The following is a 15,030-nucleotide window of genomic DNA, read 5'->3' on the forward strand; positions in this document are numbered from 1 at the left end:
AGGTTCCAGCTAATTTGCAGCTACGTCTAAAGCTTATTGTGCAGCTTGTTTTCCGCTCTGGCAGCCAGGTTATCGAGCGCCGTCCTCCGACAGACAGCAGGTTTTTCCGCGTAATGTCTATACGCGAGTCAGGCGCTTTGCCATTCGGTGGGCGTCAGCGTTTTCATGCTGAGCGCGTGGATCTCTTCGCGCATGCGGTCGCCGAGCGCCGCATACACGAGTTGATGCCGTTGAATCAGCCGCTTGCCTTCGAAATTCGGCGACACGATGGTCGCGAAGAAATGCTGGCCGTCGCCTTCCACTTCGAGATGCTCGCAAGGAAGGCCCGCCGCGATGTAATTCTTGACCTGTTCGGGAGTGGGTAGCATGAGTGCTCCTGTGAATGCTCCAGTCAGTGACGCAGCTTGAAGCCGGACGCGAGCATGCGCATCGCCAGTACGGCCAGCACGACAAAGAAACCGCCGACAATCAACAGGCTCCACATCGGATTGATATCCGACATACCGAAGAAGCCATATCGAAAGCCGTCGATCATGTAGAAAAATGGATTCAGCCGCGAGATTTCGCGCCACACGGGCGGCAGCGTATGCGTCGAGTAGAACACGCCCGAGAGGAACGTGAGCGGCATGATCAGAAAATTCTGGAACGCGGCAAGCTGGTCGAATTTCTCGGCCCAGATGCCCGCGATCAAGCCGAGCGTGCCGAGAATCGCCGAGCCGAGCACCGCGAACGCGATGATATAAAGCGGCGCGCTGAAGCTCATCGGGATGAACCACACCGTGACGATGAACACGCCCAGCCCGACGCTCAACCCGCGCACGACGGCCGCGAGCACATACGCGCCGTACATTTCCCAGTGCGACAGCGGCGGCAGCAGTACGAACACGAGATTGCCCGTGATCTTCGACTGGATCAGCGACGACGAACTGTTCGCGAACGCGTTCTGCAGCACGCTCATCATCACGAGGCCCGGCACGAGAAAGCTCGTGTACAGCACGCCCGGATAGACCTGCACGTGATCGCGCAGCGCGTGGCCGAAGATGGTCAGATACAGCAAGGCGGTGACGACGGGCGCGAGCACCGTCTGGAACGAGACTTTCCAGAAGCGCAGCAGCTCCTTGTAGAACAACGTTCGGAAACCGCTCATGCCAACCCCTCGACCACTTCCGGCCCGTTCATCACCTGCATGAACACGTCTTCGAGGTCGGCCTTGCGCACCTCGATTTCCTCGAACGTGCAACCCGCCGTGCGGCATTGCGCGAGGATGCGTTCCACGTCGTCGTAGCTCGACAGGCGCAGCAGATGCTGACGGCCGTTGACATTGGTGGGATCGACTTCGAGCGCCCGCAGTTCGGCGGGCAGCACGCCCTGCGCGAAGCGGATGAACAGTTGCGTGCCCGCGAAACGTTCGAGCAGCGTACTGGTGCGCTCCAACGCGACGACTTCACCGCGCCGTAACATTGCAATGCGGTCGCACAGCGATTCGGCTTCTTCCAGGTAGTGCGTGGTCAGCACGATCGTGTGGCCTTCGCGGTTCAGGCGCGAGATGAATTTCCACAGCGTCTGCCGCAATTCGACATCGACGCCCGCCGTCGGCTCGTCGAGGACGATCACGGGCGGCCGGTGCACGAGCGCCTGCGCAACCAGCACGCGACGCTTCATCCCGCCCGACAGCGCACGCATGTTCGCGTCGGCTTTTTCGGTGAGATCGAGATTGGCCATCACTTCGTCGATCCAGTCGTCGTTCTTGCGCAAGCCGAAGTAGCCCGACTGGATGCGCAGCGTCTCGCGCACGGTGAAGAACGGATCGAACACGAGTTCCTGCGGCACGACGCCGAGCGCGCGGCGCGCAAGACGAAAGTCGTCGACGACGTGGTGGCCGTGAACCGTGATACTGCCTTCATCGGCGCGAGCGAGACCGGCGAGGATGCTGATGAGCGTCGTCTTGCCGGCGCCGTTCGGACCGAGCAGTCCGAAGAATTCGCCTTGTTCGACGGTGAAGCTGACGCCTTTGAGCGCTTGCAGATCCTTGTAGCGCTTTCTGACGTTACGAATTTCAATCGCTGACATGACTGTGCGCCGTCAAAGTGGACAGCGCCTGATAGATCGCCCGGCAAGGGCGCGAAAGCATGGGGAAAACGGAATTGGGGCCGGGTGCAAAAGACCGCTTGCGCTCTGCTGCAACCGCTACGGCCGTTTCCGCGATGCGGGATGAAACGGCCAGGCGCCAAAAAACGTTTGATTATAGGGCAAAAGTCGAAGCGGCCGACTTGCCTTGGGAGAACGTGAGCCTGCGCAAACCGGGAAACGCGGTCCGAGACTCACTGACGCATGAGCGTCAATGTCGTACGGTGAGAAGGGAATCCACGCCGTAGGCTTGCGCGAGACTGGACAGCCCCGCAGGGAGGTTGACGACCATCAGCGGCGTGCCGCGCGCGGTTGCCGCGCGTTGCCATGCGAGCAGCACGGCAAGCGCCGACGAATCGAATTGCGTGAGTGCCGCGCAGTCGACCGCCGTCGCGCCGCTGCCGATGCGCGCGAGACCCGCCGCGAGCGCAGCCTTCGCGCTCGCGTGAGTCAGGGTGCTGCCGGTTTCGAACGTGTTGACGGGCGTGCTGACCGGCGCGCTTGCAAAGTTGTTCACGACTGTTTGCCGTTCGCGAGTTGCTGGTTGCGTGCCGTCAGGAACTGGATCAGGCCGTCGACACCGCTCTTCTGGATCTGCTCGTTGAACTGCTGCTGGTACGCCTGGATCAGCCATGCGCCGAGCACGTTCAGGTCATACACGCGCCAGCCTTGCGGCGTCTTGTACAGACGGTAGTCGAGTTCGACGGGCGAGCCGTTGTTCATCACGACCGAGCGGACCACCACGTCGGTGTCTTCCGGGCTCGCGCGGAACGGCTTGTACTGGATTTCCTGGTCCTTCACCTGAGCCAGCGCGCCCGAGTAGGTACGGATCAGCAGCGTCTTGAACTGCTCGACGACGGCGTTCTGTTGCTCCGGCGTCGCCGTGCGCCAGTTACGGCCCATCGCAAGCTGCGTCGTGCGGCGGAAGTCCGTGTACGGAAGAATCTTCTCGTTCACGAGCTTCGTGACGGCATTGATGTTGCCGCTCTGGATCGTCTTGTCGGCGCGCACGGCGTCGATCACCTGCTGCGTGACGGTCTTGACCATCGTGTCGGGGTTGCTGCTATCGACGGCCTGTGCGGACGCCGCGCCACTGAATGCAAACAGACCTGCAATAAACGGGATAAGGAAGAAGAATTTTTTCATTTCCAGTCCTGCAAAAAAAATAAGCTTAGGTTGGAGGCGACGATATCACGCGAGTTCAGCCGCAATCCACGCCCAAACTGCGAGAATCGTATCCGAGTGTTACGACAGACGGATACGCCACCCGCATTTGTTATGCCTCAGCGCAGCTTCAGCGACGGATAGCCGAAGTGCGCCGGCGGCACGATCTGGCCACCGGGGACAGTCGGCGGTGCATCGGTGCCCGAGGCGGGCTGTGCGGCACCTGCCGCATCGTTCGTCGACGCGCCCGAAGCCGCCTCCGGCGCCGAAGCCGGCGTGGGCGCAGGCGGTGTCGCCGCGCCGCCGTCGACGTCTTCGTATTTCGGCAGCGGCGCTTCGCTGCCGTAGTCCGGCAGCCCCGTCGATGCATTGCCGCCGGTCAACAGATAGCGGCGACGCTGAAGATACGCGTTACGCACGAAGGAGTATTTGTCGAGCGCCGCGCCTTCCAGCACGTCGCTTGCGTTCAGCAGGTTCGCGCGCGTGTTGACCACGTTCAGACCGTAGAGCGCCCAGCTCACGCTGTCCGGCTTCACGTACGTGAGCGGATTGATGAAGTAGTTGCCCGCCATGCCCACGCCGTCGCGCACCGTGCTCGGCCCGAACAGCGGCAGCACCAGATACGGACCGGGCGGCACGCCATAGTGACCGAGCGTCAGACCGAGGTCGTTGTCGTGCTTCGGCAGCTTGGCGAGCGTCGCAACGTCGAACAGGCCGCCCACACCGAAGATCGTGTTGATCACGATACGCATGATGTCCGATACACCGTCGGCGATCTTCAACTGCAGCAGATTGTTCGCCGCGATGTAAACGTCGCCGATGTTCGAGAAGAAGTTCGTGACGCTGTCACGCACCGGTTGCGGCGTGACGAACACGTAGCCCTTCGCGACCGGCTTCAACGCGTACTTGTCGAGCGTGTCGTTGAACGTGAAGACCGTACGGTTGAAGCCCTCGATCGGATCTTCCTTCGTCGGATTCTGAACAGTTGCGCAACCCGCCAGCGCTGCCACCGCCAGCGTGATCCCCGCGACACGTAAGCGTGTCGAGTTCATTGTTATTCTCCTTATTGGCCGGATGCACCCGAAGCAGCGGCAGCCGAAGCTGCAGGAGCCGGCTCTGCCGGCGCAGGCGCAGCAGATGCACCGGGTTTGGCAGCGCCCGAATCCGCTGCCTTGCTATACAGGAACTGTCCGATCAGATTTTCCAGGACGATAGCCGATTGGGTCATCGTGATCGTGTCGCCGGCTTTCAGCATTTCGCTGTCGCCACCCGGCTCAAGACCGATGTACTGCTCACCCAACAGGCCCGACGTCAGAATCTTCGCGGACGTGTCTTTCGGAAACTGATATTGCTTGTCGAGATCGAGCGTCACGACGGCCTGATACGAATTGCTGTCGAAGCCGATCGATTCGACGCGGCCCACCGTCACGCCCGCGCTCTTCACGGGCGCGCGCACCTTGAGGCCGCCGATATTGTCGAATTTCAGCTTGACCGGGTACGTCGCCTGAAACGACAGCGAGCTCATGTTGCCGGCCTTCAGCGCGAGGAACAGCAACGCGATGAAGCCGAGCACCACGAACAGACCTACCCAGAAATCGAGAGCAGTTTTTTTCATCGTCATCCCAAAGAGAATCTATGCCGCTGCGGCGCGAGCCCTGCGCGGCGCACCGCGCGAGGTTGGCTCGTCACCGCCTAGCTGAACATCAGCGCGGTCAGCAGGAAATCGAGACCGAGCACGGCCAGCGACGCGTAGACGACCGTCTTCGTGGTCGCGCGCGACACGCCTTCCGGCGTGGGCTTCGCTTCGTAGCCCTGGTAGAGCGCGATGAACGTCACCGCGAAGCCGAACACGACGCTCTTGATCACGCCGTTGCCGACGTCGCGATACGCATCGACGCCGCCCTGCATCTGCGACCAGAACGCGCCCGCGTCGACGCCGATCATCAGCACGCCCACGACATAGCCGCCGAGCACACCCACCGCGCTGAAAATCGCCGCGAGAATCGGCATCGAAATGATGCCCGCCCACATGCGCGGCGCGACGACCACTTTCAGAGGATCGACGGCCATCATTTCCATTGCCGTCAGTTGCTCGCCCGCCTTCATCAGGCCGATTTCGGCCGTGAGCGACGTGCCCGCGCGCCCGGCGAACAGTAGCGCCGTCACGACGGGCCCGAGTTCGCGCACGAGCGACAGCGCAACCAGCAAGCCGAGCGCCTGTTCGGAGCCGTAGCGATTGAGCGTGTAGTAACCCTGCAAGCCAAGCACGAAGCCAACGAACAGCCCCGACACCGCGATGATCACCAGCGAATAGTTACCGACGAAGTGGATCTGCTTCGTGACAAGACGCGGACGGCGCAGCAGCGGGAAAAATTCCAGCACGAGGCGCACGAACATGCGCGCCGCATAACCCGTCTGTCCGAGCCCGCAAATGACGGAACGGCCGATGAAGCTGATCATGCGCGGCCTCCGCCAATGCCGAAATCCGCCGCAAGCGGCGTGCTGCTCGGATAGTGAAATTTGAACGGGCCATCAGGCGTGCCGTCGATGAACTGACGCACGGTCGGATCCGTCGACGCACGCAGCTCGGCGGGCGTGCCTTCGGCGAGGACACCGCCGTTGGCGAGGAAGTAGACGTAGTCGGCGATGGCGAACGATTCGGGCACGTCGTGTGTGACGAGGATCGACGTCGCGCCGAGCGCCGTGTTCAGCGCGCGGATCAGGTTAGCCGTGATACCGAGCGAAATGGGGTCGAGGCCGGCGAACGGCTCGTCGTACATCATCAGTTCGGGATCGAGCGCGATGGCGCGGGCCAGCGCGACACGACGCGCCATGCCGCCCGAAATCTCCGACGGCGCGAGATCGCGCGCGCCGCGCAGACCGACCGCGTTGAGCTTCATCAACACGAGGTCGCGGATCAGTTCTTCGGGAAGATCGGTGTGCTCGCGCAGGGCGAAGGCGACGTTTTCGAACACCGACATGTCGGTGAACAGCGCGCCGAACTGGAACAGCATGCCCATCTTGCGACGCAGCTCGTACAGGCCTTCACGCGTCTGCGCGCCGATGTCCTGCCCGTGGAACAGCACCTGGCCGCGCTGCGCGCGCACGAGGCCGCCGATCAGCCGCAGCACGGTCGTCTTGCCGCATCCCGAGCCGCCCATGACCGCGACCACCTGGCCGCGTTTGAAGCGCAGATTCAGGTTGGACAGGACGAGCCGGTCGCCGTAGCCGAAGTCGACGTCGCGCAGCTCAAGGAGGGTCTCGGAAGAGGAAGGCACGTAGCTGACAGTCCTTTTACACGGAAGGCCGAATTATAGGGCCTTCGTGCAAACCCTGCCTTGACGACGCTAACGATTTAACTTTTCTAAACTTTTTGTTGCAAAAACGCTTTTTGCAGCGCCTGGGCGGCCGATGCGGGATCGGCAGCTTCCGTGATCGCGCGGACGACGGCGGCGCTCTTCACGCCTGTCGCGAGTACCTGCGGCAGCACATCGCCACTAATCCCACCGATCGCGACCAGCGGCACGACGCCTTCCAGCAGTTTCACGTAGCGCGCGAGCCTTGCCAGACCTTGCGGCGCGGTCGGCATCACTTTCGTCGTGGTCGGGAACACGGCGCCAAGCGCGATGTAGCTCGGACGGAAGTGCAGCGCGGTCAGCATTTCGTAGTAACCGTGCGTCGACAGGCCGAGGCGCACGCCTGCCTGCGACAAGGCGTGCAGATCCGCTGTATGTACGTCTTCCTGGCCGAGGTGCACGCCATAGGCACCTGCGTCGATGGCGGCTTGCCAGTGGTCGTTAATGAAAACGCACGCGTCGTGCTCACGGCCCGCCGCGATCGAGCGTGCAATTTCCCGCTTCAGTTCGTCCGGTTCCGCCGTCTTGCGACGCAGTTGCAAGGTCTTCACGCCGAAGCTTGCTACGCGCTCGACCCATTCCGCTGTCGGCAACACCGCGTAGATGCCGAGTGCGTCCGGACAGGCGGCAAAAGCTTGCGCAGGCGCGTCCGGCAAACCGGCGACGCGCGGGAAGCGCGAAATGTCACAAGGCCAGGCATCGTCGGATTTCGTTTCGTCGCCGTCGCGCCATGCGAGCGCGAGCACCAGCGCGTCGTGCGGATCGAAGCCGCAATCGAGAAACGCGGCGAGCGCGGCAATCCAGTCTTCGGCCAGATGGCCTTCCAGCTGATAGCGCACGCCGCCCAGATGCAACACCGCGCGGCCCGCCGCCGCCTCGATCACCCCGGCGCCCTGCGTCATCCAGCGCGCGATCTGCTCGAGGTGCTGCTCGCTGCTTTGCTTCAGGTCGGTGAAGACGATCAGGTCGCCGCCATTCACGTCGTCGGGCGCCGTCAGGCAGATGCGCCAGTTGACGTGCGTCGGCGGCCAGTCGCCCAGGCGCGCGCGGATGCGTTCCGCCGCTTCCGTGAGTTCATCGGCGGGCGGCCAGAACAGATCGCGGCCCGCGAGTTTCAGAGTCTCCGTCATGCCGCAGCGCTCCCATCCTGATGCCAGAACGGCATGCCGACGACGGGCGTGCTCGCATGGGCAGTTTCACGTTCGGCCATCGGGCCGGCCAGATAAGCCTCGCGGCCCGCTTCGACGCCCATGGCAAAGGCGCGCGCCATCGTCTCCGGGTGCGTGGCCTGCGAGACAGCCGTGTTCAGCAGCACGCCGTCGAAGCCCCACTCCATCACCTGACACGCATGCGACGGCACGCCGAGGCCCGCGTCGACGATCAGCGGCACATCGGGCAAACGCTCGCGCAGCACGCGCAAGCCATACGGATTCACGACGCCCTTGCCCGTGCCGATGGGCGCGCCCCACGGCATCAGCGCCTCGCAGCCCGCATCGAGCAGACGCCGGCCGATCACGAGATCTTCCGTGCAATACGGCAGCACCTTGAAGCCGTCCTTCACCAATTGCGCAGCAGCTTCAATCAGGCCGACCGGGTCGGGCTGCAGCGTGTAATCGTCACCGATCAGTTCGAGCTTGATCCAGTCGGTGTCGAAGACTTCGCGCGCCATGTGCGCCGTCGTCACCGCCTCGCTCACCGTCTGGCAGCCGGCCGTGTTCGGCAGGAGCGGCACGCCGTGGCGCTTGAGCAGATCGAAGAAGCCGGCTTCCGCGCCGCCTTCGCTCATCTGCCGGCGCAGCGCGACCGTCACCATGCCCGGCTTCGACGCCGCGATCGAATCCGACAGCGACTGCAGCGACGGATAGCGCGAGGTGCCCAGCAGCACGCGGCTCTGGAAGGTTTCGCCGTAAAGCGTGAGCGCGTCGGCGGGGGCGTTCGCGTGTGAGTTCATGTGTGATTCCTTGTCAGTGGCTTGCGTCGCGTGGTCCGGCCTCAGCCGCCCGCGACGGGATGCACGACGTCGAGCTTGTCGCCCGCCTGCAATGCGCGCGCTGCATGCTGCCCACGCGCGACGAAATTGCCGTTCAGCGCCACGGCGAACGGCGGCCGCGCGCCGTACGCGCTGAGCGCGTCGGCGACGGTCGCGCCTTCGGGCAGCGACAGCGGCTTCTGATTGATCTGAATGTCCATGTCCATGAGTTCAAACATTGAGAGTGACAGCGGGCTCGCGATCCAGCCGGAACAGCTCGCTCCAGCGCGCGTTGCGTTGCCAGTCGGCAAAACCGTCGGAATCGGCGACGCGACCATCGAGCAGCGCCGACGCGAGCCGCACCGCTTCGCCCGCGACTTCGGGCACGATCATGTAGCCATGCCGGTACAACCCGTTCACGCGCAGCGTGCTTGCGCCGTCCCATAGCAGCACGGGACGATGGTCGGGCAAAGTCGGCCGGCATTGCGAGTTCAGCTCGAGAATGCGCGCCTCGCCGAAACCGGGATGCACCGAAAACGCCGCGCTCAACAATTCGAGTGCCGAGCGCACGCTGACGGGCGACATGTCCTCGCCTTCCACTTCCGTCGCGCCGATCACGTAAAGATCGTCCTGCTTCGGCGCGATATAGAGCGGATAGCGCGGATGCAATAACCGCACCGGACGCGTCAGATCGATGCCGGGCGCGTGCACGCGTGCGACTTCGCCGCGGATGCCGCGCAACGTCGGCATGACGGGCTTCGCGCCCAGCCCGCGGCAATCGATCGTGATCCTCGCGGGCGGCAGCGCGCCGTCGTCGACGGACGTGTTCCAGTGCGTCTCGACGCCGCGTTGCGCCAGCCCCGCAGCCAGCGCCGACAGCACCTGCCGGTTATCGAGCTGGCCTTCGTGCGGCAGCAGCCAGCCTTGCGAGAAGCGGCCCGCGAGCGCGGGCTCGGCCGCGCCGACCTGCGCGCCTGACAGCGCGACGAGTCCGCCGTCGAGCAGTTCGGCGGGCGCATTGGCGCGCAGCCGTCGCTCGAACAGCGGCGCCTCGGCGCGATCGCCGTGATGCCAGACGATCAGCGAGCCGTTGCGCTGGAAAAACACCGGCTCGGGCAATTGCGCGAGCAAGGTCGGCCAGGTTTCCAGCGACGCCGCGCCCAGCCGCGTAATCAGCAGCTCGGCGCTGGCGGCCTCCGCGAGCGGCGCCAGCATCGCGGCGGCGACCCACGCCGCCGCCTGCGAGCCAGCCGCGTCGCCGCGCTCATAAAGCGCCACGCGATGCCCTTCGCCCGCGAGTTGCCACGCGACGAGGCGTCCGCACAGCCCGCCGCCGATCACGGCGAAATCCGGTTGAGCAGAAGTCCTCATCGTGTGGCTCCGAAGCAAACCCGGAGCGCCGCAAACCGCGCGCCCACGACGGAACGACGGGCGAAACCCGCAGCCATGAAGCCAGAAATTGAAGAATGAGCGGTCATCGAATCCTTTCCGTACGGCAAAAGTGCGCACGTACCCAAGGACGAAACCGGCGGGCGAAGCCGGCCGGGCAAGGGCGTTCACAATGCAACGGGAACGCCGCCCGGCGGAAGGAGAACTTCCAGGAAATACTTCCCGAAAACTTCCCGCGCCGGTATTACCCGGATCGGGTGCGAAGGGTCTCTCTCAGCCTCGCTGCAGCGACTGCCAGCGCACGAAGCACCCCTGTTTCGTCCGGACCATTAGACCATAAAAGCCGCGCGCGCCGCAAACCCGGGCAGACCTCAATCGGCGGCGGCTGATTTTGGCGAGGTTCGCTATTGCTCTGGCACAATGGCACGCGTCAATGCGGACGGAATGCTGCGCCACTGCAAGGCCTTTGTCGGGTTTGGGCAGCCGCGCCGGGGCACGGTGAAACGTCCGCTTAAGTTCAGATTAAGTCGGTGCCGGAACAATCGCAGCCGGGCCACCAACACGACGGGACGCGACAGCGGCGCCATGCCGCTGCGCAATGCACCTCGCCGCCGCCCGGCCGACCGTATGAAAGGATGCTTATGATCGACAATTCGAAAAATCCGGCGGACATCACCGCGTGGGGCCTCATCAAGCCCTACTGGGTGTCCGAGGATCGATGGAAAGCGCGGGGCCTGCTCGCGCTCGTCATCGCGATGAACATGACGATGGTCGCGGCCAACGTCTGGTTCAACACCTGGCAGCGCACGTTCTTCGACGCGATCCAGCAGTACAACTACCCCGTCTTCAAATATTCGCTGCTGCAGTTCACGGTCATTGCGCTCGCGCTGATCCTGCTCGGCTCGTACCGGACCTACTTCCGGCAGATGCTCGAATTCCGCTGGCGGCAGTGGCTCACCAATCGCTATCTGAACGACTGGCTGGGCGACCGCGCGTATTACCGGATCGAGCGCGACAGTCTCGCCGACAACCCCGACCAGCGGGTTTCCGCCGACCTGCAAGGGTTGGCCAGCGCGTCGCTGAATCTGTCGCTCGGCCTGCTGTCGACCACGGTCACGCTGTTCTCGTTCATCGTGATCCTGTGGAACCTGTCGGGCGCGTTCGCGTTCCACATGTTCGGCACGGAGTTTTCGATTCCGGGTTACATGGTGTGGGCGGCGCTGATCTACGCGGCAGTCGGCTCGTGGGTCACGCACAAGGTCAACCATCCGCTGGTGTCGATCAACTACCAGCAGCAGCGTGTGGAAGCCGACTTCCGTTTCTCGCTGATCCGCATCCGCGAAAACGCCGACCAGATCGCGCTGTATCAGGGCGAGCGCTCGGAAGAGCAGCAGCTCAAGGGCGTGTTCTCGCACATCCGGGAAAACTGGCGCCTCATCATGCGCTTCACGCGGCGCTTCAACATCGTCGTCATCAGTTATTCACAACTGGCCATCGTCTTCCCGTACATCGCGGCTGCGCCGAAGTACTTTTCGAAGAGCATCTCGTTCGGCATGTACCAGCAGGTGACGGGCGCGTTCGGCACGGTCAGCGATTCGTTCTCCTGGTTCATCAACAATTACGATTCGCTCGCCGAATGGCGCGCCACCGTCAACCGTCTGCGGGAATTCCATCGCGTGATGCGCTCGCAGCATCTGCATGAGTCGGTTGTCGAAGGCACTGCGCACGGCGGCATCAACGTGCACGTCACGGATACCGATTCGATAGACGTGACGAATCTTCATCTGCAGCGTCCTGACGGCGAGCCGATGGCGAACGTCGGATCGTTCCATATCGCGCCGAAGTCGCGCTGGCTGGTGCGCGGTCCGTCGGGCGCGGGCAAGAGCACGCTGATGCGCACGCTCGCGGGCCTGTGGCCGTTCGGCGAAGGCACGATCGAAAAACCCGCCGACGCGAAACTGCTGTTCATCCCGCAACGCAGCTATCTGCCCATCGGCACACTGAAGGCGGCGCTCTGCTATCCGTCGGAGGCTTCCGCGTATTCGGACGAAGCATGCCGCGAGGTGCTCACCGTGTGCCGCTTGCCGGAACTCGCGGATCGCCTGGGCGAATCGACGCACTGGGAACGCTCGCTGTCGCCTGGCGAGCAGCAGCGTCTCGCAGCAGCGCGCGCGTTGCTGCAACAGCCCGACTTCCTGTTCCTCGACGAAGCGACGAGCGCGCTCGATCCCGAGAACGAAAGCATCATCTACAACGCACTGATCGAGCGTCTGCCGAACGCGGCGATCGTCAGCGTCGCGCATCGCAAGACGCTCGAAGCGTTCCACGACCAGACGCTGTTCATCGAACGCGCCGTCGAGCGCGTGGCGGCGTGAGCGACGCGCCGTTCGAGCGCGTCGTGCTGGTGACGGGCGCAGGTTCCGGCATCGGCGCCGCGCTCGCCCGGCGCATTGCGGCGCCGCGTGTCGCGCTGATGTTGCATGCGCGCGGCGCGGACGAAGCGTCTCGCGTGCGGCTCGATCAGGTCGCGGCGACCTGCGCGGCGAACGGCGCGACATGCGCAACGGTGCTTGCCGATCTCGCCGAACGCGGCGCGTCCGAACACGCTGTCCATCAGACGCTCGCGCGTTTTGGCGCGCTCGACCAGATCGTCGCCAACGCGGGACACGCGCAGCGTCAAACCATCGGCACGCTCGATTTCGATGCGCTCGCGGAGTCGTTCGCGGCGATGCCTGCTGCGTTCGGCGCGCTCGTCAAACGGGCGGCGGCTGCGCTCGAAACCTCGAAACGCGGTCGCGTCGTGGCCGTGAGTTCGTTCGTCGCGCATCGCTATCGTGCGGACTCGGCGTTTGCGGGTACGGCTGCCGCGAAGGCCGCGCTCGAATCGCTGGCAAAAACGGCAGCGGCCGAACTGGCGCCGCACGGCGTCACGGTGAATTGCGTCGCGCCGGGTTACACGCGCAAGGATCGCGGACCGAGCGCGGAGAATGCGCCCGCGTGGACGCGTGCTGCGGAGGCGACACCGCTCGGGCAGGTCGCCGAACCCGACGACATCGCCGCGCTGATCGCCTTTCTGCTTTCCGACTCCGCGCGCCACGTCACGGGTCAGGTGATCCACGTCGACGGCGGGCTGACGCTCGGCTAAGCGACGCGCGAGTCTTACGCGCTTCCAGTCAGCGCAACATCCTGAAAGACTCTCGAACAGTTCGAAAGCACTTCCGAAGCGCATGCGCTGTTCCGTGCTTTGCGCGCGGGCATTTCCAGCGACGATTGCATCGTGGGCCAAACGCTCCCCTGGCGCAGCCCGCGACGCAAACTCAACGTCACTGGAAATACCTGCCATGTCATTCGACCGCCGCCTCCTTTCGCTTTCCCGTTTGTCCCGCCTGTCTGCTGGTATCGCGCAGTCCGGCCGCGACGCCGCGCTGACGGCCACGGCCGTGTTGCTGTTCGCGACGGCCGCGAACGCCGCGCAGACCACGCCCGTGAAACAGGCCGAACCCGCCGACGTCTGCCCGGCGCTGTCGCACATCGTGTCGTCCGCCGACTTCAAGAAACTGCGCGACGAGCCTGCTGCGACGTTGCCGGGTGTCGACCCGATCGAAGACTGCCGTGCCAACTCGCATGCGTACGATTGCCGCTGGCGCGCGCACTGGGAAGCTGACGGCTTCGTCAACGATCCGCTCGAGGAAATCGGCGCGGACATCGCCGCGTGCTTCCCGAACGTCGTGCACGACATCAACACGCCGACGCGCCAGCACTTCATCGTGAAGACGGCCGACCGCCGCGTGAGCGTCACGGCGAGCGTGCAAGGTCAGAACGAACTGCGTCTGCGCATTGCGCGCTGAGCGCTCTTGACCCGACCTGACGTCATCTCAACCAGCCTGCTCGCGAGCGCATCGTGATCGCTTCTTCATTCGCGCATGTCTTGCGGTTCGTGCTCGCGGCGCTGTGTTTGATGTCGCTGGGTGGTTGCGCGTGGACGCTGATTACGGCCGCCGATGCGACGGGTTCTGTGATTCAGGCAGGCTACGCGATCGCGTCGAACTATTCGTCGCCGACTTTTATCAGCGGGCGGCGCGCGAAGATCAGCACGGTGTGCATCGAGGTGAACCAGCTGGTTTCGGTTGGCGACTTCGTGCCTGCTTTGCAGCTTGCGCTCGATAAGCGCGGGATTCGATCTGACGTGTATAACCCGGGGACTTCGCCGGCCGGGTGCGAGGCACGGCTCGTGTATAACGCGTCTGTCGACTATGGGCGCCGCTCGTTCAGCGATGAGCCTACGCAGTATCTTTCAATGATCGATCTCACGCTGATTCAGCATGGGCGGATTCTCGTGACCGCGCGGTATCAGACGGGTGGGCTTGGGGTCGATCGATACTCGAGTGCTTCGGTGAAGCTGGATGGGTTGATCGATAAGATGGTCGTGAATCAGATCGCTGATTTGCAGGTTGAGACTATTCAGACTTCAGCAATCGGGAAGTAGTGCTCTGCAGGGGCTTTGCCGGTCGGTGGGGTTTGCCTTTTCGCTGGCATCCGCGTTTTGTTACTGGTGCTTCAAGCGTTGCCCCTGTGCGGGGCGGCACCTACTTTTCTTTGCCGCCGCAAAGAAAAGTAGGCAAAAGAAAGCGGCTCACACCGCCAGCACGTGTGTTTGCCTGAGGGCCCCCATAGGTTCTTACACTTCAAACGGCAACGCCCCCGTTCGCGCTCGTTGCCAACGCTCTCCCTGTACGCCTCACCCACTTCGTGCCCCGCGTCTCAGCACGCCGTGCCAGACAGTCCTCAGCCGCCCAGGTGGCAAACTGTGTGTAGGCATTCGCGCCATGACCGCATCACTCCGGACTGGGTAGCACGGCTGGTGTTTCTGATAAGAGCACTAACCTGTGCGGTGCGACACCCTACACACAGTTTGCCACCTGGGCGGCACAAACCGTTCGCTGCCGCTGGCTCTTGTGAGGGTGTCTGAAGCGGGTGAGGCATCTGTTCGGAGCGTTGGCAACGAGCGCCAACAGAGACGTTGCC

Annotated in this window: 17 protein-coding genes and 1 riboswitch; of the genes, 4 read left to right on the forward strand and 13 right to left on the reverse strand. The window is 63.7% G+C overall.

All coding sequences use genetic code 11. The features are described from left to right. Positions 1-128: 128 nt before the first annotated feature. From PPGU16_RS14790 to PPGU16_RS14850, 13 genes are all read right to left on the reverse strand, one after another. On the reverse strand, positions 129-368 hold the full coding sequence (locus PPGU16_RS14790; protein WP_007731848.1) for a BolA family protein: 240 nt from the start codon (positions 366-368) through the stop codon (positions 129-131). A 23-nt stretch (positions 369-391) separates the two neighbouring features. After that, complete coding sequence (locus tag PPGU16_RS14795; RefSeq protein WP_180720675.1) at positions 392-1,147, reverse strand: ABC transporter permease; 756 nt, start codon at positions 1,145-1,147, stop codon at positions 392-394. Next, positions 1,144-2,070, reverse strand: coding sequence for an ABC transporter ATP-binding protein (locus tag PPGU16_RS14800; protein ID WP_054929120.1), 927 nt, complete (start codon positions 2,068-2,070; stop codon positions 1,144-1,146). Before PPGU16_RS14800 ends, PPGU16_RS14795 begins: the two co-directional genes overlap by 4 nt. Positions 2,071-2,338: 268 nt before the next feature. Then, on the reverse strand, positions 2,339-2,644 hold the full coding sequence (locus PPGU16_RS14805; protein WP_180720677.1) for an STAS domain-containing protein: 306 nt from the start codon (positions 2,642-2,644) through the stop codon (positions 2,339-2,341). Next, positions 2,641-3,273 (reverse strand): MlaC/ttg2D family ABC transporter substrate-binding protein, encoded by a 633-nt coding sequence (locus PPGU16_RS14810; protein WP_180720679.1) that lies wholly within the window; start codon positions 3,271-3,273, stop codon positions 2,641-2,643. The genes PPGU16_RS14805 and PPGU16_RS14810 overlap by 4 nt, the downstream gene beginning before the upstream one ends. Positions 3,274-3,410: 137 nt before the next feature. Continuing rightward, on the reverse strand, positions 3,411-4,343 hold the full coding sequence (locus tag PPGU16_RS14815; RefSeq protein ID WP_180720681.1) for an MlaA family lipoprotein: 933 nt from the start codon (positions 4,341-4,343) through the stop codon (positions 3,411-3,413). Positions 4,344-4,354: 11 nt separating this feature from the next. Continuing rightward, positions 4,355-4,906, reverse strand: coding sequence for an outer membrane lipid asymmetry maintenance protein MlaD (gene mlaD, locus PPGU16_RS14820; RefSeq protein ID WP_180720683.1), 552 nt, complete (start codon positions 4,904-4,906; stop codon positions 4,355-4,357). A 77-nt stretch (positions 4,907-4,983) separates the two neighbouring features. After that, a complete protein-coding gene (gene mlaE, locus PPGU16_RS14825) occupies positions 4,984-5,751 on the reverse strand; it encodes a lipid asymmetry maintenance ABC transporter permease subunit MlaE (RefSeq protein WP_180720685.1) in 768 nt (255 codons plus the stop codon). Next, positions 5,748-6,569, reverse strand: coding sequence for an ABC transporter ATP-binding protein (locus tag PPGU16_RS14830; protein WP_180720687.1), 822 nt, complete (start codon positions 6,567-6,569; stop codon positions 5,748-5,750). The genes mlaE and PPGU16_RS14830 overlap by 4 nt, the downstream gene beginning before the upstream one ends. Positions 6,570-6,655: 86 nt before the next feature. Beyond that, on the reverse strand, positions 6,656-7,777 hold the full coding sequence (thiE, locus tag PPGU16_RS14835; RefSeq protein ID WP_180720689.1) for a thiamine phosphate synthase: 1,122 nt from the start codon (positions 7,775-7,777) through the stop codon (positions 6,656-6,658). Next, the gene (locus PPGU16_RS14840) at positions 7,774-8,598 is read right to left on the reverse strand and encodes a thiazole synthase (RefSeq protein ID WP_035988932.1); all 825 of its coding nucleotides are present in this window, start codon (positions 8,596-8,598) and stop codon (positions 7,774-7,776) included. The genes thiE and PPGU16_RS14840 overlap by 4 nt, the downstream gene beginning before the upstream one ends. Before the next feature lie 41 nt (positions 8,599-8,639). After that, on the reverse strand, positions 8,640-8,837 hold the full coding sequence (gene thiS / locus PPGU16_RS14845) for a sulfur carrier protein ThiS (RefSeq protein ID WP_009771314.1): 198 nt from the start codon (positions 8,835-8,837) through the stop codon (positions 8,640-8,642). Between the two features lie 10 nt (positions 8,838-8,847). After that, positions 8,848-9,987, reverse strand: a complete 1,140-nt coding sequence (locus PPGU16_RS14850) for an FAD-dependent oxidoreductase (protein WP_180720692.1) — start codon at positions 9,985-9,987, stop codon at positions 8,848-8,850. A gap of 231 nt (positions 9,988-10,218) precedes the next feature. After that, a riboswitch (TPP riboswitch) is annotated at positions 10,219-10,329 on the reverse strand. Between the two features lie 317 nt (positions 10,330-10,646). Between PPGU16_RS14850 and PPGU16_RS14855 the strand changes: the two genes are divergently transcribed. From PPGU16_RS14855 to PPGU16_RS14870, 4 genes are all read left to right on the forward strand, one after another. Next, positions 10,647-12,380, forward strand: coding sequence for an ABC transporter ATP-binding protein/permease (locus PPGU16_RS14855; protein WP_180720694.1), 1,734 nt, complete (start codon positions 10,647-10,649; stop codon positions 12,378-12,380). Beyond that, positions 12,377-13,150 (forward strand): SDR family NAD(P)-dependent oxidoreductase, encoded by a 774-nt coding sequence (locus PPGU16_RS14860; RefSeq protein WP_180720695.1) that lies wholly within the window; start codon positions 12,377-12,379, stop codon positions 13,148-13,150. Before PPGU16_RS14855 ends, PPGU16_RS14860 begins: the two co-directional genes overlap by 4 nt. A gap of 196 nt (positions 13,151-13,346) precedes the next feature. Then, positions 13,347-13,853, forward strand: a complete 507-nt coding sequence (locus PPGU16_RS14865; protein WP_180720697.1) for a hypothetical protein — start codon at positions 13,347-13,349, stop codon at positions 13,851-13,853. Between the two features lie 110 nt (positions 13,854-13,963). Beyond that, a complete protein-coding gene (locus PPGU16_RS14870; protein ID WP_224032756.1) occupies positions 13,964-14,491 on the forward strand; it encodes a hypothetical protein in 528 nt (175 codons plus the stop codon). Positions 14,492-15,030 lie beyond the last annotated feature (539 nt).

Source organism: Paraburkholderia largidicola, assembly GCF_013426895.1.
GTDB lineage: Bacteria > Pseudomonadota > Gammaproteobacteria > Burkholderiales > Burkholderiaceae > Paraburkholderia > Paraburkholderia largidicola.